Here is a 21,706-nt window from a genome sequence, read left to right as displayed (position 1 = left end):
CCATCTCCGTCAGCGCACGCCCCGGCTCGGCGTAGAGCGATACGAGGGGCGACCTCGCCGAACTCGGTGATAGGCCGGTCGATAACGAAGCGTCCAGCCCGCTTCGACGGATTTCTTTAGTTCGCCACCGTACTCACCTGCTTCGATGGACTCAAATGAAACATCTAGTATCGATCCTCCTGCGGCGTTTTGGGCATGAGGTCTGTCGCATCCAGGTTCTGGATCTGCAGTCAACCGGTCGATATCGAGCGTCAGAAAGTGATCACGTTGCGTGCTACTGCACCGATTTTGACGGCCTCGTATCCGGCAGTGATGTCGCCGAGCGCGATGGTGTTCGACACGAGGTCATCGAGGTTGAACCGCCCCTGAGCGTAGAGCTCCGCGTAATAGGGGATGTCAACCTTCACATTGACTGAACCCATCCGGACCCCACGGACACCTTTCTCGAAGTTGATGGTGCCGCCGATGCCCGGGGCCACGGCGAAATCGAGCGTCTCGCCAAGCTGTTGCAATCCGACGACGTAGGTCGTCCCACGGCGACCGACCATCGCTGTGGCCTGCACGAGGGGCTGTTTTGCACCGGTGAACTCGAAGACGTGGTCAGCGCCCAATCCACCGGTAAGTGCATTGACCTGCTCGACCGGATCACCATCGGCCGGATCGACGAGATGAGTGGCACCGAACTTGGTAGCGAGTTGCAGTTTCGCGGGGTTGAGGTCGACGACGATCACCTTGCGCGCACCGACGAGCGCCGAGGCCTGTACCGCATTGAGACCCACGCCGCCGGCGCCGAGGACGACGACCGTTTCCATCGGCTTCACAGCCGCGCTCCGGAGTACTGCTCCTGCACCGGTCACAACTCCACACCCCAGGAGAGCTGCGCGGTCGAAGGGTACGTCCTTCGACACGGCAACCACCTGGCTCTCGTGAACCAGGGCGTGATCGGCGAAGCCGCTCAGCCCGACGAACTGGGTGACCGGCTCGCCGTTGCGACTGATTCGCGGAGGTTCGTCTGGTCGTCGTGCCGCAACACCCTGATTGAGGCAGTTCACCCGATATCCGCTGTAGCACTCGACACAGGCGCCGCACGAGGGGACCGAACACCCCACGACATGGTCGCCGACCGCCACCTCGTTTACCTCCGGGCCCACCTCGACAACGATGCCGGCCAGCTCGTGACCCAATACGATCGGAAGTGGCAATCCGCGGTCCTCATGAACGAAATGCAGGTCACTGTGGCAGAGCCCAGAGGCCTTGGTCTCGACGAGGACCTCGCGACCTCGCGGTCGGTCGATCTCGACAGACGTCGATTCGAACCCATCGCTGAAGTTCCGCACCATTGCGGCTCGTACTGAGGTGGTCATGTCCTTCCAAAACCTCCAACTGAGCAATCTATGGGGTGCGATTGACGCCTGCTTTATGGAATCCGAGTCAGGCCGCCCTTGGCCGGCGGACGTGAGACTCGCTGACGGACAGCGGCACGTACGCCACATCGACTTCGTCGGACTTTGCGCAGGTAGTACGCAAGCATCCTAGCTTAGATATCGTTCGCTAAGTCACTCTTGCAAAACTCGTGTGCGATTCTCGTAGCGGTCCCAATCTAGGCGTGGACGGCGCTTCCCCGGGTGGCTCGACCAAACCGACGATCGGTGCTTCATCCAGGATTCCTGCCATGAGCGCACCTCCAGCGCACTACTTGCGATGCGGCGGAGGGTAGCGGCGACGGCACGATTGCCGGGCACCTGAGTGCTTCCACTTATCGATCGATTCGTACGTGCAGTTTCCGTCCGGGTCCAATTAAGTGCACTTGAGGCCACTACTGCTTCAACCAGCTGACCCAGCAAACAATGTATTCGACATAGATTGCCACTTAGTGATCGATAGCTAGTCGACTCGCACTTTCTGGAGGTCATGATGTCACATCACGCATGGATTAGTGCAGATATCGGAGAGTGTCACGACGCGGGGCTAGCCATCGGCGCCACCATCGGTGGCGGTACGGATGCCGGGCTGGCGCCCAAGGTCGCCTGTGACAAATCATGCAACATCGTTCGCCTGTGACAGCACCTGCCCGATCGCGTCACTTATCGAGCGATACACGATTCGTGCTGCCGTTGTCTGCCCTTCGCCTGTTCGACCCATCACGGGTCAATGACGCTGCGGATCCGTGCTGGAAGTCGAATCATCTTGACTACTTGCACCCAATTGTGTTGCGCTACATCTACTGGTAGGTGTAGCAGCGACGTTGAGGTGAGCACCATCTCAACCCTTTCTGCAGCCTCTTCGGAAGCAGGCCCATTGACTGTTAGTTCCGTCACTTGTAACTTAGCTATCGAAAGCTAAGTGCCCAAGTCTCAATTCGCCGGTCACGGCACGCCGGAATCACCTGCCTTTTCTCTGATCAGCCACTGCTGCCAAGGAGTTGCCATGGAACCGGTCAACCCGACATCCACCGTTGAGTCCTCTCCCCCACCGCCGTCGACGACTGCCCCGGCTTCGAAGTTCAGTCAGACGCCGATCTACAGCTGGTGGGTCATGGCGGTGAGCATCCTCTGCTTCGTGACCTTCTTCGTCGGTCTGAACACAGTCGCCGTATTCGGACCCGTGATCCGGGATGAGTGGTCGCTCAGTGCCTCGTCGCTGTCGATGCTGACGTTGGCCTCGATGGTCACGTTCTGCGTGATACCGGTCCTGGCTGGCAGCGTCGCAGCAGACATGGGCGTGCACAGGGTCCTCATTGTCGGAATGGCACTGAACGTCGCTTTCGGCGTTCTGTGCATCACCGTTGGTGACTCGTACACATGGATGTTGCTGCTGAGATTGCTTCAGGGATGTAGCGGCGGAGTTATGATCAGCACTCTTGCCGTGCACTCGTCGCTGTGGTTCCCGAAGAACCGGCGTGGTTTCGCGACGGGCATTTTGATGGGCTTCGTGGGCGTGGCCTTCTCGATCACCGCTTTCGTTGGACCGAGCCTGCTGGATCTCGGGATGTCCTGGCAGGCAGCGACGATGTGGATGACAGTAGTCCCAAGCATCGTGTGCACGATCCTCTTCTGCACCACGGTCCGCGACTTCAATCGCACCTATCCGGGCGCGGCAACAATGGACGACCTCCTCGACTCTCCCGCTGACCCGTCGCGCCGCTCCACACGTTTCGCCTCGTTGCCCCGCCCTGCGACAGTGCGAGAGGTCCTGACCAACAGAAGAGTATGGATCATCTCTTTGTACGGCGCGGGGACAGCCGTCTACTTGTACGGACTCGCGTATGCTCTCCCCCTGTTCCTTACCGAGAACAAGGGACTCACACTGGCCGCTGCGTCCTCGCTCATCGGACTCACCTTCTTCTTCAAACTCGTTGCCGCGCCCGTCGGTGGTCTGATGTCCGACATCTACTTCAAAGGCGAGCGTTACCAGACCATGATGATTGGTGCAGGTGTCGCGGGCGTGCTCATTCTTGCGGTGCCCTTCGTCAGCGGCGGGCTCCTCGCGATCACGTTGATTACGATGTTCTTCTTTGCGTCGCTGTACGGCGGAACGTTTTACACCTGGGCGGCCGATCTGGCGGCTCCTGGAGCCGAGTACAAGGTGAGCGGAATGATCTTCACCCTCTGCAACGTCGGATCAGCAGCCTCGGCTCCGATGCTGGGAGCGGTCACCGATATCAGCGGGAGCGCCTCATACGCGATCTTCCTCGTTGGAGCGATCGGCATCTTGAGTGTGTTCTGCGCAAAGTACTCGAGGATCTGAATTCAGTTTCGCGTCTGCGCCTCTCGAGTCGATCTACTTGGAAGCGCCGGGGTCGTTCAGCAGTGACCGCATCATCGCGGTGATCACTACGCGGAGACCCACGCAGACTGGCACCACTCGGTGAATCACTCAGAGCCGCTTGTTTCGCCCGCGGCGCAGATGAACTCGCGCGCCGCGGGCGGCCGCTCGAAATGACATCTCGGCTGACGCAAAGCCGGGACCGTCCGGGAGATCGACCATATTCGGTGATCGGCTGAGTCGGCGAGTTCCTTTGGTCGCTGCCCTGCTGCTGATAAGTGGGCGACGACCGTTGCGATCGGCCTCCTTCCGACCTCTGCGGCGATTGGCAACCCTCGCACCCGTTCTTCCTCGTGTGCCACATCGATCACGGACTTTCGGCGTGCGGCAAAACCCTGGGTCCTCCATCTATGGCGTCAAGCATGCCGGTCCCGGATGGCGTGGGGGTACGCCACAGTTGCGCCCGCGACGGTGGGTCTTGGTATACGGTGCCCGCGATCGTGTCCCTGATTGCCGTCGCCTCCGTGAGCGAGAAGCAGCTCGCGTCGTGAGGATGGCGAATCCCACTCCTGGTCGCCGGCCCACTCAGCATCATCGCATTGGTGCTGCGGTCGCGCATCGCGGATTCACCGGGTCCCGAAGGCTTTAAACGCCGGCCCGGTCGAGCGGGTTCCGCTCTCAGCAGAATTAAATCGTCTTTTCCGCCCGGGGTACCCTAATGCCGTCGTATTTTACATCCTCGGTGGCTTTGCCATGGCGGCTTGTTGTGCCCGTCCACCCCGCATCCGGCCCGCAGATCACGGTTCCGCCTTCGGCATAAATCGCACCGGAAATCCTGTTCTGCACCTATTCTCGCAACCCTTCCCGCATTGCGCGCTTAGTGGCTTTCGGGGACCTCGCGGCGAGCCCGGCCTTCCACTGCACAGTCGACGCACGGTATTTGAGCTGACAACCGCCGTGACGGAATTGCGCCGCAAATCCCGCGAGGACTGAAATGCGACTGTCCAATCCTGGTTGGCGATCGCCCTCATACTCACGCCCTGCGCTCGCAACAGCGCGATATCCTCGCGCTCGGTGAACGACAGGTACCTTCACGAGACCAGGGCCAATTCGATTGGTGGCATACCGCCCCTCGGTGTGATCCGCGCCCAGAACGCCCGCTCGGATCCCTGCACACCGGAGGACCCGGTGACCGCATCAACGCCCGCCACGTCAACGCTGCCGGCCATCCTGGTGGTCTTACCACCCCACACCTCCACAATCGAGGTGTTGTTTCCACCGGTTGAACCTGGTCTGAATACCGCTATCCGGATGGTCGATCGTTCCGACCGGGCCGCGCACTGCGATGGTGTTCCGCAACGCGGAACAGGCCAACTCCGCTGTCATGCCCGCAGACGATAACGAGGATGCCAGAATCGGCCGCGAGATTGGAGGCGGAAGCACGGACGGCGGCACAGAAGGCTCGACGCGAGCTCGGCGATCGAGTATCCGACGATCCTGTCGGAAGGCAGTCCTTCATCGCACAGTGGTGAAACTTGCCCTCGTCGTTCCGGAGCTCGGTGTGGGCACCTCCCTGCACGCACTGCTTGGGGAACATCGATGCACCACAGCTGATCCGGATCGAGATCCTGGGCCACCGGATCGTTGTGGACCGGCGGGCCAGCCCTGCGATTCAGACCGCGCTCCTTGGCCAACATCGACGATATCCGCTGCTGTGAGCACCGATGCTGCACGTGGCTCTCCCCCGTGATCCCGCACTCGGACAGCTCGTCAGCGATGAACCAGCATCCGAACGCCGGATCATCGGCATGGATGTCGAGTGCGGCGTGGATGATGTGGGCGTCTTCCCAGTTTCGCTGCGGGACGAGATCGGTGTTCCCATTGTGGAACGATATAGTCCGCGGCAAGGTCGAGGGCGAGCGGGAACATTTCCCCGACACTCCGTGCAGGGAGGCATCCCTGTTTTGGGTTGTTGTCCCTCGACAGATAGGCCACCGTCCGGCGCATCACCTCCGCCTCCGGGTCGAGCAGCCGGATCCGCTACGTGCCTCGCTGAGCTCGCTAGATTCGTCCTTGGTGACCCAGCGACGCTTCCAGTCTTCGACGTAGGCCTTTCGCAGTCAGTTCCAGGCAGGGCTCGGAGATCCCGAAGACCCTTGCGACCTGAGCCACGGCGCCTCGCGTTGGCGGCCACCGCGACGACGTTGCGTCGGAACTCTTCCAGGTACGGCGTGAGCATGCGATCATCCTTCCACTGCGAGGGCCACGCCCTCCCAGGTCAGGTCTCAACCAAAGCCGGGGCAATGCCCGGCCACCCGCTCTACCTATCAGTGTGCAGCTTTCGGAATTCACGTTCTTTTCCCGATGAACACCCGTCAACGAGAAATCGTGGCAACGAATTGCTCATACGATCGCTGAAGATCTGGCACGCTGCAAGCAGTTCGCGGACTAAATGCCTCCCCCAGCGCGTGTGAGCGGAGACGGCGGTCGACAGGCTGGATCGTTCCACAGCACAATGGCGGTTGTACTGAATTCTCTTGCGTTCGAGCACATGGCACACCCTGACCTACGCGTTGGCCGCCCTCACCATGGCCTCAATGCTGACCATTTTGACCCGACGACGTCCGGCTTCTTTACCGGCGGTGCGTTCGGCGAGGTCGATGTTCTTCCACCCCGCGTCGTCGATGCGGCGGGCACCCCGATCGGCGATCAAGGCGGGGATCTCCTCACGTGACTTCGCGGGCTGCGGCAGCTTGTCTTTGGCGAAGTCCGCGATGACGGCAGCTGCGGTCTCCTGGCCACACAGGCGGTTCATCCCGATACCACCGGTCGCACCGCGTTTGATCCAGCCGGTGACATAGACACCCTCAAGCGGTTTGCCACTGCGCGCATCGAGCACCCGGCCACTCTCGTTCGGCACCACACCCTTACCACCGTCGAACGGCAAACCGTCCAGCGGCAGTCCGGTGTAGCCGATCGCGCGCATCAGCAGCCCGGCATCGAGGTCAAACTCCTCACCCGAAGACGCTATCGCCGCCCGGCCCGAATCCGGCTGCGGCGTATCATCCAGGTTGTCCACCGATTCATCGGGGGCATAGACAAACTCATTCCGTGCACACCGAATCGTCTCGATGCCGCTGGCAGATCCTTTGATCGCTACCGGGGAAATTAGGTACCGGAACACGACCCGCTTGTTGCCGGCGGTCGGTTCCCGCTCGGCGTACTCTTCGGCGATCCGCACCTTCGTGGCGATCGTCGAATCTAACGTCCCCTCGTCCCGGGCCTCTCTGCTGACCGAATCCAGAGTTAGCTCCTTGGGATCGATGATCACATCGACTCCTGCCATGTCGCCCATGGCCAAGAACTCGGCATTGGTGTACGCGGCCTGAGCGATACCGCGCCGGCCCAGCAACACCACCTCCTTGATGTTGCTCGTCCGCAGCTTCTCAAGCGCATGGTCGGCGATGTCGGTTTTGGCAAGATGGTCGGGATCATCGAGCAGAATCCGCGCCACATCCAGCGCGACGTTGCCATTGCCGACGACCACCGCACGCTCGGCCGACAGATCGAAGTCGCGGTCAGCGTAGTCGGGGTGACCGTTGTACCAGGCCACGAAGGCGGTCGCGGCGATGCTGCCGGGCAGATCTTCGCCGTCGACACCCAGCTGCTTGTCGGACGACGCTCCGTGCGCGTACACCACCGCCCCGTAGTGATCTGTCAACTCGTCGTGGTTGAGGTGCTTGCCCATCTCGACATGAAGAAAATATTCAAAAGTCGCCTTGGCGGCCGTCGAAGCGAAGGTCTTCTCCACACCCTTCGTGGAGGGATGATCGGGTGCCACCCCGGCCCGCACCAGGCCGTACGGTGTTGGCAACCGGTCGAACATGTCCACCCGGATCGCGCTGTGCTTCAGCAACTCCTCGGCGGCGTAGAACGCGGCCGGCCCTGCCCCGACGATCGCCACATGCAACTCTTTGCCCGGCGGTAGCGACTCCTCCTTACGCGAGGCGACCAGCCCACACGAAACGTCGTGATCGGTGTAGTAGTCGGCGTTGATCTGCAGGTACCGTTCCTGCCCCTCGTCGATGGAGTCGTCCGGGAAGATGGCTTCGACCGGGCATTCATCGACGCAGGCACCACAGTCGATACAGGTATCCGGGTCGATGTACAGCATCTCCGCGCTGGTGAAATCGGGCTCATCCGGCGTCGGATGAATACAGTTCACCGGACAGACATCGATGCAACTGGCATCGTTACAGCAAGGTTGCGTGATCATGTGCGTCATAAGGCAATCCTCGTTACTTGCAAATTTTGCTCATTATCGTTCACTTGCTGAGCGGCCGGTGTCCGGACGCGTAGGATGGCTTGAGCGCGTTTTCGTTCGAAGCGCCTCACTTCAAATGTATTTGGCATGGGTTATGACGTCGTCGACGCTGACCAGAGGAAGCCGAAGCTCGTTGGCGAAGGTCAGAAGCTCGTCACCGCTACAGAGGTCCACGGACGCACCGGTACCGACGATAGTGGCCAACACAACTGAGGGTTGGAGATCCGCTGACAGAGCCAACTGCAATGCCGCTTCGTCATAGCCGTAGTCCGCCAATGGTCGGTGCAGTGCCACTCTCTGAGTCACCACATGGCCCGGGCGGGTGAGGCTATCGGGTGTCGAGTTGGGGGAAGCCAACACCCGTATGGTCCTCGCACGGTCGGTCGCTGAAATGCCGGTCCCTATGCCGAGGGCGGCGTCAACACTGACCCGCTGACCGGTGTGGGTCCCGGCGTGCTCATCATCGGCACCACACTGGGCGACCAGTCCCAGATCTCTGCAGCGCTGTGCAGGCAATATCACCCGAAGGAAGCCGGACGTGTGTCGAACAGCGAAGGCGATGGCGGCCGTGGTCGCCAATTCAGCCGAGACAAGGAGTTCGCCACGACGCATACGGCGATCGACAAGCACGACTGGTTTACCATCCGCCAAGGCTTTTACAGCGCGACGTGTACGCCCCTTCGACACACAGTCGATGCCGTCGACGTGCTGTCGATCGGTCAACAGTGGTTCAGTCATGGCGAGCTCCTTTGGTGGTCGAACGTAATCAGAAGGTCGAGTCCCCGAGGCCGGGCGCCTATTTCACCTCAGCGGCCACGGAACGTCCCTCTACTGCAACACCGTTACCGGGTTCGCCACGGAGTAGCCCCTGCACCGTACTTCAGAAATCAGGAGCTTCTGAATTCGCTCCTGAATTTTCATTTAACCGCGACAATTGCTAATCCCGCACGTCCTCTGGCGTGAAGCGCACCATAAGCTGGTCGACAGTGTGAATATGAAATAGGGCGGCGAGTGCCGGCTCGGGAAATTCCGGGTCAAATCTCAAATCCTTCAGCCGATCCAAGAGTCTCTCTATCCCAATGCGAAGCTCCGCGCGGGCCAACTGATGGCCTACGCAGAAGTGAATACCCCGCCCGAAACCAAGATGGTTGCGTATCGGCTTCCTATCCAGGTCGATTTCCCTTGGATCGGGGAACTTCTCTGGATCATAATTTCCCGCGAGATAACTAAGCATGACGATTGACCCCTTCGGAATAGGAACCCCAGAAAGCTCCGTATCGTCCAGGACTTCCCGGTAGAAGTGGGGGCTGGGAGCGTGCAGACGCAGCATCTCCTCAATAAAGTTTGGAATTAGACTGTGATCTGCCTCCAACTTCTCGCGAAGAGTTGGATTTCGCACGAGCTCGACGAAGCAATGTGCGAATGTGCTTGCAGTGGTCTCGTTGCCAGCCACAATCATAATTTCGGCAATATTGTTGAACTCGGTTGGCGTCAGCAAGCGACCGTCTACTTCGGCGTGCGCCAAGCGGCTAAGCAGAGTTCCTTCCTGAGGCTTGGCGCTGTAGACTACGCGCATATTCTCAATAAACTTCTGCATTTCTACGTGTTTCTTGCAGAGCGTAAGTCTCTCTTCCTCCGACAACTTGGGATTGATCATTTCGATCACAGTGTCGGACCATTTCTTGAAGTCCTCCCAGTGCTCCCTCCCCGCCCCGAGTTGGTCGGCAATCACGTAAACCGGTAGCCGATTGCAATAGTCGCGCAGAAGATCTGCGGCACCTTTCGATGCAAATCCGTCAATCAGATCGTCTGCCAAATCCCTGAAGTAGGGCTCCAACGTCCGGACGAAACTAGTTGTGAAAACCTTGTCAACAATAGCGCGATACATCGTGTGACTAGGAGGATCGTTGGTAACCAGCGTGTGCATACGCGGAAAACCCTCTGTGCCGTAAAGTTCCTTGATCTCCGGCGTCTCCGCGCCCACCCCGAGAATAATCGAGGTCTGGTTCGAAAACAGGTCGGTACGCTGATTCACGTGAGCGATGTCGGCGAAGCCGACAACGACATAAAATCCGGTGACGGGGTCAAGAAACACCGGCGCGTCTTGATGCATCTTTTCGATCAGCGGGTAGGGACACCGCTGGACATCGGGGTCAGAAAAACTGTCGATCGATTTTACATCCACTGATCTCTCCTTTGGATTGAAACTCGGCGCAATCGTTTCTCGCGTTCGGCTGCGGTGACCATTTGATGAAGTGCGGTAACAGATGGGCATAACGTCCGCGGCAGTCGTCTCAATCTCTGGTGAGGTGAACGCTGCCGATACCTCAAGGGATTCCACTGATTCGAACAGTTCGCCCCTCGCCCCCACTCCGCAAACTTACCTCCAATTCTTGTTCAGTGAAATTTCCGAATGAGGAGGGCATCTGTGGCTAGGCGACGGTCATCCAGCGTCTCGATCACTGAGCAAGGAATCCGCCATCGACGACCAGGGCGTGGCCTGTGATGAAGCTGGCGGCGCCTGAAGCCAACCAGATTGCGGCCTCAGCGACCTCCCGAGGATCAGCAACACGACCGATCGGAGCGTGACCCTCGATCATCTTTCGGGCGGCCTCGTCGCGATCCATCGTCTGTCGTATCATCGCGGTGGCGGTGACGCCGGGGCAGAGCGCGTTTACCCGCACGCTGTCCTTGGCATACTGCAGTGCAACGGCTTTGGTGAGGCCGATCACGGCGTGTTTGCTCGCCGTATAGGCAGGAAGAAACAGCGCGGGGTTCGCTATGAACCCGTGTATAGAAGATGTATTCACAATCGCTCCGCCACCACTTCGGAGCATATGGGGAATCTGTTCTTTCATGCATTGGTTGACGCCGGCGAGGTTGATCGCCAGGGTCCGCTCGAACGCCGCATCGTCCCAGCTGTCGTCACGAGGATCCGTGATACCCGCGTTGTTGAACGCTACATCGATTCGCCCGAATCTATCTACTGCGCCACTGACGAATCGAGCTACTGAATCTTTGGATGCAACGTCTGTGTGAAAGAACGCCGATGTTCCGTGCTCGGCCGTGATCATTTCGCAGGTTTGCTCACCAGCCTCAGAGTTCACGTCCGCAACCGCGACCATCCCCCCTCTTCGAGCGAACAATAGCGCCGCTTCCCTACCGATCCCGTCTGCCCCGCCTGTAACGAGGGCGACCTTCCCTTCAAACCATTGTTCAAGCACATAAGCTCCTGATTTCGTTGACGCCCATGGCCGGAACCGTCGGCCGGCATCGTGCACTGGAAGTGCGAATCCGAGGATCGGCATCACACCGAGCGGGAAAACACCGGCAATGTGAGTCCACCAACACACGTCAGGGCGATGGCGAAGGCATCACGACGCGTCAGCAGTAGTTGCTGGTCCGGGACGCTGATGGTGTAGGTGCTGCCGATTGCTCCCACGCCCGGGGTGCCGAAGAAGCTGACAGTCCGTCGGCAGCGACCAGCACTTCGACGCCCACACCACCCGTCGCACTGCATGTATCCAGACCCCGGGCAGGCACCAACTCAGACTTAGCACTCACGCACGTTTGGTTTCCGAGTTTCACGTCTCCTCCTGTGATCGACGCCACTCTGCCGAACTTAAGCCCACTCGGTGAAAGTGTCAATATCGATCGCTAGGTGAACGCAGAAACGGCAGGTCAAAGTGGATCAATTTGAGTATCGCTCGCTAGGTTCCGCGTTTTGGGCGTGCGGTCGGAGTTGCGCTCCACGGCGACGGTGCGCCCGCAGCGGGTCCGCTGACGCGCCGGCGGCGCCACCACCTCCTGCTGCCTATGCCCTACAGGCTCGTTGCGCCGATACCATCGAGTTCTTGGGAACACGGTGTCCTACAGGTTGAACGGAACATTCGGCCCCACCCTCTACCACCGCACCGACGCGGTCGACACTCCGCTACACGCGCATTCTTGCTGAGTTAACGAGGTCAATCTCGACGAAACCCGGCACGACATCGTCCCATTGCGCCCAAGTGCGAATCGGGATCTGCGACTTGGGCAACGTGCCGGGTTTGGTGTGCGAGCGGCCCCGCAGGACGTGCTTCTTGCGTTCGGGCACCAGCCGTCGGTTGATCGTGGCTGCAGACATGCCGACCAGCAGCGGTGCGGTGGCGTCGTCGATATCGAGTTCACCGAACGTACGCAGAACGGGCACCAGATCGGTTAGCGCCGGCGCCAGCCGCTTCCCGGCCGGCATGCCCAGCACCGCCAAGCAGAAGATCAACGCCGCAACAACGTTCGGCCCGTATATCGGTGGGCGCACTGTCCGAGGCTGCACCACCTTCGGGATCAAAGCTGCCCGCAACGCCTTGCGGGCATGGTCGCGATGCCAGCCGGTCGTGGCACGCAGCTCGTCGAGGATCCTATCCTGTGCCCGGGTTGCCGGCGCGCTTGTAGCGGGTCGCGATCGCCGTGGTGACGGTTCTGCGTTCAGACATGGTCAGTCCCATCCTTCGGCCCCACCCTCGACCACCACACCGACGTGGTCGACTCGACGCTACGCGGGCATTCTCACGTGAGGCAAAGAATCGGTTTACGCGGGCATTTTTGATGAGTCAACGCGGGTGGTTGACAAACAATTGTGATGCAGTCCAGACTGAGTCCGCCAATCGGCGCCGCCCCCTTCGTTTCCGCACTGCTCATCGCGTCGCAAAGTGTGCACCCAGGCGCCTCTTGCTATCCGGCCATCCGCTATCTCAGACCTTCGCGCCGGACGTGTTAGTAGCAAGCGATCACGGCACGGTTCCGCGTGAACATCCGAAAGGGACTGCCATGTCCGAGACCGAGACCGAGACCGAGACCGAACTCGATCAGCAATTGTCGCCACCCACTACACGACCCAAGCGGGTGTGGTTCTCCAGCTTCATCGGCGCCTCGATCGAGTTCTACGACTTCAGCATCTATGCCACCGCCTCTGCGGTGGTGTTTGCGCCGTTGTTCTTCAGCCCGGCCCAGGCCTCCATCGGTATGGTTCTGTCCTTCGCCACACTCGCCGCCGGCTTTGTCGCGCGGCCGCTCGGTGCGGCCATCTTCGGACATTTCGGGGACCGAATCGGACGGAAGACCACCCTGATTACCACGGTGCTGTTGATGGGTATCGCGACCGTCCTGATCGGAGTGCTACCCACCTACGACCAGGTAGGTGTTCTTGCACCGCTGCTGCTGGTTCTGCTCCGCATCGTGCAGGGCCTCTCAGTGGGCGGTGAATGGGGCGGCGCGGTGGTGATGACGACTGAGCATTCCTCGACCAAGCGGCGATCGTTCATGGGGAGCGCCACGACAATGGGATCGTCCTTCGGCGGGCTCCTGGGATTCGGCGCATTCGCCGTCATGATTCCCTTATCCGGCGACGATTTCGCCACTTGGGGATGGCGCATTCCGTTCCTCGCGACCATCGCGCTCTTTGCGCTCGCGGTGTACATGCGCCTGCGCATCACCGAAAGTCCGGTGATGGTGGAAGCTAGCCAGAACCGCGATCGCCGCGCCGCCCTGCCGATCAAGGTCGTGTTCGGCAAGCACAGCAAGGCTGTCGCCCTTGCCGCCGGAGTATTCACCGGCCCGTTCATGGTTCAGTCATGCGTAGCAACATTCTTCATCTCATACGGTGTCAGCGAGCTCGGAATGAGCCGCCAGTTCCTGTTGAACGCGTCGGTGATCGGTGTCCTGACGGTCTTCATTGGCATCCCGATTGGTGGTGTCATCGCCGACAAGTACGGACGTCGCCGCGTCCTTGCAGTCGGGGTCACGCTTGCCACCGCGAACCTGTTCCTGCTGTTGCCGCTGTTCACCAGCGGTAGCCATACAGCCGTCATCGCGGCATTTGTCCTGGTGTATGCGTTCCACTCGTTGTGCATCTCCCCCATCGGGGCGCTCTACTCGGAGCTGTTCCCGACCGAGGTTCGATACACCGGCGTCTCGATGAGCTACCAGATCGCCTCGCTCGTCGCCGGCGGCCTCGGCCCCCTGGCCGCCTCGCTCTTGGTGGCCAACGGCCTCGGACTGGGCGCTGTGATCGCCATGCTGGTGGTCTTCTGCCTGCTGGCTGGATTGTGCATCCTGCGACTTCCCCGCACCGATGACGTCGATCTCCGCGACCCGGACCCCGTCGTGATCTGAACATGCCACTTGGTCGCGGTGACCCACTGTCACTGCGGCCGAGAACGGAATCGGTCTCATAGGAGGATCGATATCCGTCGGCGATTGATTGAGAATTCGTCCAGGAGAAAACGGTACGCGCGTTGGAATGTCGACCCGCTTGCGGTGTTGGCCAAGCCGGCCACTGCCATCAGGCAACGCCCTCGCGCGCGCCACGTCATGGGGTGGATTCCGCGTCCTGTGGATGACCACAAGTTTTCGCCGAAAACAGGTCGCCGATAGCACTTCAGGGGGGTGCCCCGCCAACCAACAGGGAGCGCAGAAGCCCAGGGAAGTTCCGCGGATATCGTGCGGCTGCGGCATCGATCCGGACGCCCTGGTGGCGGTCGAGCCGTCCTGAGTCGAAACTTCCCGAGAAGGCGGCGAATTCTACGCTCGCCCGGTGAGGGTGTCAGGTTCAAATGGTGCTGCCACGCCTGCGACGCGCCGGGCGTGTCCTGACAGGCTTGAATTGGCTACACTTCAAGGTCGTTGCCATGACAATGCAGACGAGGTCTGGAGCGGAGTCGTAGGTGTATTTGTTCGCTCGGATCCGACACGAATCTCGGATCGAGGGGTTGTCGGTTCGAGGCGTTGGCGGAGCGGCATCACGTGCATCGCCCTGTCCAAGCAGTACCTGCCGGGGACATTCGACAGCACGAAGATCGCCTGTGCGATGATCGACCACGCCTTCACCCCTGGCCTCCACAGCACCGGCAATGCGAGCCTCCAATATGACCCCGTTCGCCCTCCGTCGCACTCACCTCAGAATTTCGAGTGCACAGGGTTGATTGCGGTGCTTTGGGCACGGAAGTGCTTGCCCTGGAAGGGATCGATCCCGGGGTTTGCCCGCTCGGGCCAACTCCGTAGGTGGCGCAACACGAGATTGCGAATTGGCGTGCCAGTATCACCCCAGTCACCGCGACGCTCAGAGGCTTTCCTGCTCCTCGATAGCGGGCACTCGGCCGCCCATCTTTTCGGTGAGGCGATCGGCGGCAATCACTAGCTGTCTGGCGATAGCCTCGATCTCGCGGCCGCTGAGATCGTCGTCGAAACCACGCAGACCCAAAGCCAACACAACCTCGCCCTCTGCGCCGAAGACCGGCGAACTCAGCAGCCTCACGTTATAGATCCCATCCACTTCGAGCTCGGGATCGAACAGCTCGGACGGAAGGGCTGCGATCAGTTCCAGCTCCCGAGCCTCTTCGTCAGTCCCGCCTCCGCGGGCCACCTCCCCCAAAACGCGCTCGAGCTGGTCGTAGGCCGAATGCCCGAGCGACACGGACCAGCGCCGCCGGCGCACCCGGGCGAGCTGCTGCACTGCAGAGGAAGACCGAGCCTCATCCGCCGGCATCCACCCAGTCAAATCAGGGTCATCCTCGGCCTCCCATGCCACTAGTCCGGCACCCACCGGAAACGCCAGGGGCGCACGATATCCAAGCCGCGAGTACGAGTACGATCTCGACGGCGCGTCAGAAAGTGCGGCAACCACGTAGTGGCCCTGCACCGCAACAGAGGCGTGTGCTTCCAAATCCAGCGCCTTCGCCAAGGTTTCCAATGTCGACCGCGCCCGACCGGCAAGCCTCAAGGGCTTGGTAAGGGCATCCTGCGGTGCCGCCATCAGTGACTTCGTCGCAAACCCTCCGTACCCGCCACGAAAGAACACCAACGGCGAGCCACTGCGGGACGCGTCCAGACAGGTCACCGACCCAATGGCAATGAGGTGGTCCCCGGCCTCGAGAACGGCCTCGATCCCGCAGTCGATCCACGCCAGCGCGCCCTGAATCAGAGGAAGACCACTGGGGGCAGAATCCCACGCCAACCCCTCGAACTTGTCCCCTCCGGGAATCGCGAACCGGCGACAGATGTGGTCCTGGTTGGCGGACAGCACGCTCGCCACGAACCGCCCCGTCTCCAAGATGCGGGGGAAGGTGGTCGAGGTTCTTGCTGCCATGAAGGACACCAGTGGCGGGTTCAATGACACGGACGCCAGCGAGCCGACCGCCATACCCAACATGACATCGTCAGACCCACGAGAGGCGATGATGGCCACTCCCGTCGGCAATTGGCCTAGGACGTCGCGGAAGTGACGCTCGTCGATACCCCTAGTAGGGCTCTTTACAATCGAGTCAGGCACTTCGACGCTCCCGTCAATCCTCATTGTTCTCGCAGCCTTCCTAGCGATCGCTAACTCGTCAATTACGGGAGCCGCTCGATGCCGATTCTCCGACGCGAGTGCCCGACCGCGCCCGAGCGCGGCCTCACGACCACGCCGCTGGAACCGGCACACGGATACCGAGGGGCCAATCAGCAAATCCCCGTCGTCCTGCGGAACTCCTGGCCACGACGAATCATCCTCCGCGGCAGGGCAACCAACTGCCCTCGCCAAAGCACTACCGGAAGTCGGGAAGAACCTTATCGGCAAACAGCTCCAGCTGACGCTTCTGTTCGTCGACGCCTACGTTGCCCTGGGCGTAGAAGGTCCACGAGAACCAGTCGAGCTCGCCGTCGTTGCCGTGAATTCCGTGCAGGTCCTCCACCTGCCGACGCACGTCGTCGGGAGTCCCGGCGAGAAGATGGCCCGCGTCCAAGAGACGCTGCGCGGTGGCGTATTTGTCCTTGAGCTGCACGAACTGGCCCGGCGGGTCACTCTCCATCCGAAACGGCTCCATGAAGCCGAACTTTCCGAAGTAGTTCCAGAAGTCCCATCCAGCGGTGTTCGCAGCGTGTTCCATAGCTTCCTCGAAGGAGTTGCCGAGCGCGACGAGTCTAACTGCGCCGACCTTGTCGCCAAGGCCAGCCTCGTGACCAGCCTCCTGGATGTACCGCTGGTAATTGCGGCAGAGCTCGGCAAACTTCTCAGGCTTGCTCTCGAGCATGACGGCGGTGAAACCTCGGCGAGCCGCCTCGATCATCGTCGCAGGGCTACCGGAGACCGGGATGAACATCTCCGGATGGGGCTTGGTAAGCGGCGCCGGAATAACGCCTACCTTCTGCACGACGCCATCTTCGTCGACCTCACCCTCAGCACCCCACGCACGAGTGATCTCATGGCCGGCCCAACCTCCGATTCCCTCGAGCGGGTATGGAATTCTAAAGTGCTTGCCTTCGTAGCGGAAGGCATCCTCGGTAAGGGCTTTCATCACGATGTCGAGGTGCTCGTTGAAGATCTCGCGGTTCGCTACATCCGATTCACGATCGGTCACGCTTGATGCAGCCAACTCGGTCTGCATGAGGGTCTGCATCCATCGCTTCTGGTAGCCCCGCGCAAACCCGATCTTGACCCGTCCCGGGTAGAGGTTGTCGAAGATGGCGATGTCCTCGGCGACGTGGATCGGGTTACGCGCGGGGAGGACCATCGAGTGCGGCATAAATGCGATCTGCTTGGTCATCGCCGCCAGCTTGCTGTAGAGCAGCATCGAGTTCGGAGACATCACCAAGCCCTCGTTGTGCAAATGATGCTCAGGCACCGAGAAGCTGTCGTAGCCGAGTTCGTCAGCAAAAACGACCATCTCCTCCAACTCGCGCAGCATCTGCTGATACTTTTCGGTGTTGCGCGCGATGGGGCGCAACCGAACGCGCTCCTCGTTGGTCGCGGGGACCTTCAGCGCGGTATGAATGTTGACCTTCATGATCGCTCTCCTAGTTCTGTTAGTTGAACTCCCCGACGCCGCGGATCGCGTCGCTGTTCACGACGGCTTGAATGCCGTCATTGATGTCGTCCAGTGAATAGGCCTGGAGCAAACGTGATTCCGCACCGAAACCTCTGGAATAGATGCCAGGTGCGAACCGTGAGGAACTACTCAGTAGTGCTCAGATTTCGCGGGCCTGTCGAGGTTAACTTACGCGTAGTAGGCAGGTAGCGGCGAGTGCTCGAGCCATTGGACTGGATCATGGCTGAAAATGACCGTTGCGCCGGTCTTCCGCGCAATGTTGTGGAGCTTCTCCACCGATGCAGCGGCCTCGCGATTCGACACAGTCATCGGCGGCAGCGACTTCTTCTCCCAAACGTCTTTGTCCGAAACAGCATCGCCGGTGACGAGGAATGTCCGTCCCGACTGCGGAAGCGTGATCTCGAACGACTGATGCCCTGGCGTATGTCCGTAGGTCTTCCACACCCGGACCACCCCGTCGCCATACAGGTCGAAGCCATCCTCGTCATCTCCCAGAAATGTCCATGGAATGTCCGGAGAGTTGAAGTCCTCCTCGATGTAGGACGGGCGGTAGAACCAATCGGGGCTACGTGCATAGTCGTACTCTTCTCGCCTCGCGAGCACAGACGCGTTCGGGAAACTCCCGATGTCCGCCATTGCACCGGTGTGGTCGTGGTGAAGATGCGTCTGCAGGATCCACTTCACCGACTCGGGGGCAATTCCTAGGTCTCGCAACTGCAGGGCGCAAGCATCTTCTGCCTTCATCGTCGGCCACACCACGTCGACGATCTGGCCCCACCGCTTCCGCGGGTCACGTGCCACCTCGGGCGCGTTGCCACCATCGATGACGATGTTGCCCAAAGGGTGCGTCAGGACGTACCACTGAACGGGGATCGAGCACTCCTGCGGGCTCTTCGGGTAAATCATGAGCTCACCGCACCGGATGACGTACAAGCGGATATCCGGAAGGACCCGATCGGCGACAGGAGCTACTTCGGACAGTTCACTCTGGTCAACGCTCATCTTCACTGTCTCCGTGGCTGTGTCGTTGTTGAGGGTGATTGGTTCACGGTCGCGCCTCTCGATCGGAAGAGCAGACGGCGAACCCCGCTCCACTCGAGCGATCGCGACTGCCAGCCGGTTGGCGTGCCGACAGGTGGCCGGTGCCCGGGCACCATCGAGCTCCACACGCACAGTCAGGCTTGCGAAACGCCGCCCCGAGACTGAGCGGTGGCGATGTTCTATGTCCCGTCGACTCAGTAGTGAAAGGTGCGCTGTTCATCAATGGACGGAGGGCCCGCGAGCCCTGGACTCCCCAACCCACCGCCATTCCTGACCCATGACCCCCGAGGATCACCGCGAGAAGTAACGCTAATCACACTACCGAAGGCTGTCAATAGCTAGTGATCGCTAAGTGCAGACGTTGTCGATTCTGGCGAGAATGGCTTCTTGCCTGGAAAATCGACCCTTGACGGCACCCACCAAAAGGCAATAGCTTGATTGCCGAGCGTTCGCTCAGTCTCTGGCCGTTCATGCGGGTCCTGCTTTTCGTCAGCCCGAGACGGTGCCCTGCGATGACCGCAGTAGTGCGACTCGCGCAAACAGGTCCGCGAACGGCTCTTCGTATAGTCGATGAGAAAGGCGTGCCGATGTCAGTCGACCCTGGGAGACTTCGGACCATGCTGAGCCCGCAGTCCATTGCGGTGGTCGGTGCCAGCGCAAAATCGCGCTGGTCCCAAATGCTCATGGCCAACTTGAACCGGTACGGCTTCGACGGGCGCTTGAGTCTGGTCAACCCCCGCGGAGGTGAGTCATTTGGCCATGCGGTGGTCACCAGTTGTCGTGAGGTCGAAGGGCCCATCGACGTTGCGCTCCTGCTGGTGCCACCCCACGCCGTCGAAGCGGCGCTTCGTGACGCCGCCGCCGCGAACGCGAAGAGCGCGGTCGTACTGGCATCCGGATACGCAGAAGCAGGCACTGAGGGCCAGGTCGCACAAGCCGATCTACAGCGTCTGAGCACGGAATTGGATCTGCCGTTCCTCGGTCCCAACGGACTTGGCTTCGCCAGCCTCGTCGATCGCAGAGTGGGGTGGCTCGGGCACCTGCCGCCACGCTGCCGACCGGGTTCGGTTGCCATCGTGTCGCAGAGCGGCAACGTCGCCACCAGTCTGTGCGGTGTGGCAGCGCGCCTGGGCATCGGCATCAGCCATGTGATCGCCACCGGCAACGAAGCGGTAGTCAATCTTGTCGACGTGATGGAATACATCGTCGAGCTCGATACCGTTCGCGCGATAGGAGTGTTCGCGGAGGCAATCGCTGACCCCAAACTTTTCCTACAGGTCGCAAACCGGGCAGCGGAGCTCGCGAAACCCATCGTGATAATCAAGGCCGGCCGCAGCGACCTTGGCCGGCGGCTGGCACAGACCCACACAGGCGCAATGGCGGGGAATGAGTCCATCATCGATGCAGCCTTTCGCTCGAGCGGCGTGATCCGAGTCGACTCCCTGGAGCAGTTGATTACAACCGCCGGGCTCATCGCTCGCACCGGACCGCTTCGGGCCGGTGGGCTCGGTATGGTGTCGGTGAGCGGCGGCACCAACGACCTTCTGGCAGACCGCGCCGAGCAGGTCAACGTCCCGTTGACTCCGCTCGGCGAGGAGGCAGCGTCACGCATCGAGCGAGAAAAGCCCGCAGGAGCCGTCGTCCAGAACCCTTACGACATCACCGGTGGCGCCGCCCGAAACCCACAGGCGTGGGCCAGCGCCATCACCGCCATGCTCAACGATCCCGGCTACGGCCTGGTCGCCATCGGGGGCTTCGAACAACTGTCGCTACCTGATGACATCGAGGGAGAGCGGATCGATGAGGAACGTCTCGGATGGATCACCCAGGCCGTCAACAACGAGGGAGCATCTGATCGCGCGGTCGTGCTTTTGAACGCGGTCCAGGACTTCAGCGGGCATCAGGTTGCAGCACTTGCCGACCTGAAGGTGCCGCACATTCTTGCGGGAATCGACCACGGCGTGGCCGCCGTAGCGCATGCCATGACTTGGTCATCGTGGCTGCGGGACCGCTCCAGCGCCACTGTCGAGTCGGATGAGACAACGCCGGTAGAGCCGAGTCAGGGCATCTGGTCTGAGGCTGAGTCCCTGAATCTGCTTAGCTCCTTGGGAGTCCCCACGTTGCCCTTCGAGATCGCCGCCTCCGGCGAAGAAGCAGTGCAGGCCGCAGAGCGGCTCGGCTACCCGGTCGTCGCAAAGATCGCCTCGGCACAGATCAGTCACAAGACCGACATCGGCGGCGTCCAGTTGGATCTGCGAAGCCGAGAAGAGGTCGCCGCAGCCTTCGACAAGCTCATTCAAGCCGGCGAGCGGCACGCCGAGGCCACGGTCGACGGCGTCCTCATCGCGCCGATGCAGCCCGAAGGACTCGACCTCATCGTCGGAGCGCTTCGCGACCCCCAGTGGGGACTACTCATTCTCATCGGACTGGGGGGCGTACACGCCGAGGCCATGAAGGTTCAGGCCACCAGGCTGCTACCGGCCACCAGACAGGACATCGTGACAATGCTCGAGCAGCTCTCCGTCCCTTCCCTGCTGAATGGACTCCGTGCCACCGAGCCACCGACCATGAACCAGGTCGTCGACGCCATCTCTGCCTTCGCCAGGTTCGCCTCGAGAGCCGGGACCCCCCTCGTATCAGCAGAGATCAATCCACTCAGACTGGCGTCGAACAGGGTGGCGGCACTCGACGGACTCATCGAATGGGCCTGACCACCACCAGCCAGCGACAG

The 21,706-nt window shown here is 60.8% G+C and carries 12 protein-coding genes and 2 pseudogenes; 3 read left to right on the top strand and 11 right to left on the bottom strand.

The features are described from left to right. Window positions 1-251: 251 nt before the first annotated feature. Both P3H15_RS31765 and P3H15_RS55815 read right to left on the bottom strand, forming a co-directional pair. The gene (locus P3H15_RS31765) at window positions 252-812 is read right to left on the bottom strand and encodes a zinc-binding dehydrogenase (RefSeq protein WP_276140852.1); all 561 of its coding nucleotides are present in this window, start codon (window positions 810-812) and stop codon (window positions 252-254) included. Between the two features lie 240 nt (window positions 813-1,052). After that, window positions 1,053-1,340 (bottom strand): annotated as a pseudogene (locus P3H15_RS55815) (alcohol dehydrogenase catalytic domain-containing protein); the annotation flags it as partial. 1,087 nt (window positions 1,341-2,427) lie between these two features. Between P3H15_RS55815 and P3H15_RS31755 the strand changes: the two are divergent. After that, window positions 2,428-3,747 (top strand): nitrate/nitrite transporter, encoded by a 1,320-nt coding sequence (locus P3H15_RS31755; RefSeq protein WP_276140842.1) that lies wholly within the window; start codon window positions 2,428-2,430, stop codon window positions 3,745-3,747. A gap of 815 nt (window positions 3,748-4,562) precedes the next feature. Here the strand turns inward: P3H15_RS31755 and P3H15_RS31750 are convergent. From P3H15_RS31750 to P3H15_RS31725, 6 genes and pseudogenes are all read right to left on the bottom strand, one after another. Then, window positions 4,563-4,820: a hypothetical protein gene (locus tag P3H15_RS31750; protein ID WP_276140851.1), complete on the bottom strand. Its 258-nt coding sequence runs from the start codon at window positions 4,818-4,820 to the stop codon at window positions 4,563-4,565. A gap of 1,511 nt (window positions 4,821-6,331) precedes the next feature. Beyond that, window positions 6,332-8,050: an FAD-dependent oxidoreductase gene (locus P3H15_RS31745; RefSeq protein WP_276140841.1), complete on the bottom strand. Its 1,719-nt coding sequence runs from the start codon at window positions 8,048-8,050 to the stop codon at window positions 6,332-6,334. 111 nt (window positions 8,051-8,161) lie between these two features. After that, the gene (locus P3H15_RS31740; RefSeq protein ID WP_276140840.1) at window positions 8,162-8,827 is read right to left on the bottom strand and encodes a 3,4-dihydroxy-2-butanone-4-phosphate synthase; all 666 of its coding nucleotides are present in this window, start codon (window positions 8,825-8,827) and stop codon (window positions 8,162-8,164) included. Between the two features lie 199 nt (window positions 8,828-9,026). Further along, entirely contained in the window at window positions 9,027-10,274 is a 1,248-nt protein-coding gene (locus P3H15_RS31735; RefSeq protein WP_276140839.1) for a cytochrome P450, read from the bottom strand. Between the two features lie 274 nt (window positions 10,275-10,548). Next, on the bottom strand, window positions 10,549-11,313 hold the full coding sequence (locus P3H15_RS31730; RefSeq protein ID WP_276140838.1) for an SDR family NAD(P)-dependent oxidoreductase: 765 nt from the start codon (window positions 11,311-11,313) through the stop codon (window positions 10,549-10,551). Window positions 11,314-12,047: 734 nt separating this feature from the next. Then, a pseudogene (locus P3H15_RS31725) lies at window positions 12,048-12,576 on the bottom strand (transposase); the annotation flags it as partial. Between the two features lie 223 nt (window positions 12,577-12,799). On the opposite strand from P3H15_RS31725, the gene P3H15_RS31720 reads away from it, so the two are divergent. After that, window positions 12,800-14,242 (top strand): MFS transporter, encoded by a 1,443-nt coding sequence (locus tag P3H15_RS31720; protein WP_276140837.1) that lies wholly within the window; start codon window positions 12,800-12,802, stop codon window positions 14,240-14,242. Between the two features lie 946 nt (window positions 14,243-15,188). Here the strand turns inward: P3H15_RS31720 and P3H15_RS31715 are convergent. From P3H15_RS31715 to P3H15_RS31705, 3 genes are all read right to left on the bottom strand, one after another. After that, complete coding sequence (locus P3H15_RS31715) at window positions 15,189-16,421, bottom strand: flavin reductase (protein WP_276140836.1); 1,233 nt, start codon at window positions 16,419-16,421, stop codon at window positions 15,189-15,191. A 232-nt stretch (window positions 16,422-16,653) separates the two neighbouring features. After that, window positions 16,654-17,892 carry an LLM class flavin-dependent oxidoreductase gene (locus P3H15_RS31710; RefSeq protein ID WP_276140835.1) on the bottom strand — a complete coding sequence of 413 codons (1,239 nt, stop codon included), beginning with the start codon at window positions 17,890-17,892 and terminating at the stop codon, window positions 16,654-16,656. Between the two features lie 210 nt (window positions 17,893-18,102). Continuing rightward, window positions 18,103-18,936: an N-acyl homoserine lactonase family protein gene (locus tag P3H15_RS31705; protein WP_276140834.1), complete on the bottom strand. Its 834-nt coding sequence runs from the start codon at window positions 18,934-18,936 to the stop codon at window positions 18,103-18,105. A 656-nt stretch (window positions 18,937-19,592) separates the two neighbouring features. Here P3H15_RS31705 and P3H15_RS31700 point away from each other — a divergent pair. Beyond that, the gene (locus tag P3H15_RS31700) at window positions 19,593-21,686 is read left to right on the top strand and encodes an acetate--CoA ligase family protein (protein ID WP_276140833.1); all 2,094 of its coding nucleotides are present in this window, start codon (window positions 19,593-19,595) and stop codon (window positions 21,684-21,686) included. Window positions 21,687-21,706: the final 20 nt, after the last annotated feature.

The sequence above is a fragment of the Rhodococcus sp. T2V genome, from assembly GCF_029269925.1.
GTDB lineage: Bacteria > Actinomycetota > Actinomycetes > Mycobacteriales > Mycobacteriaceae > Rhodococcus_F > Rhodococcus_F koreensis.
Note: the sequence above shows the minus strand (reverse complement) of the source record. Positions and strands in the feature narration are given on the sequence as shown.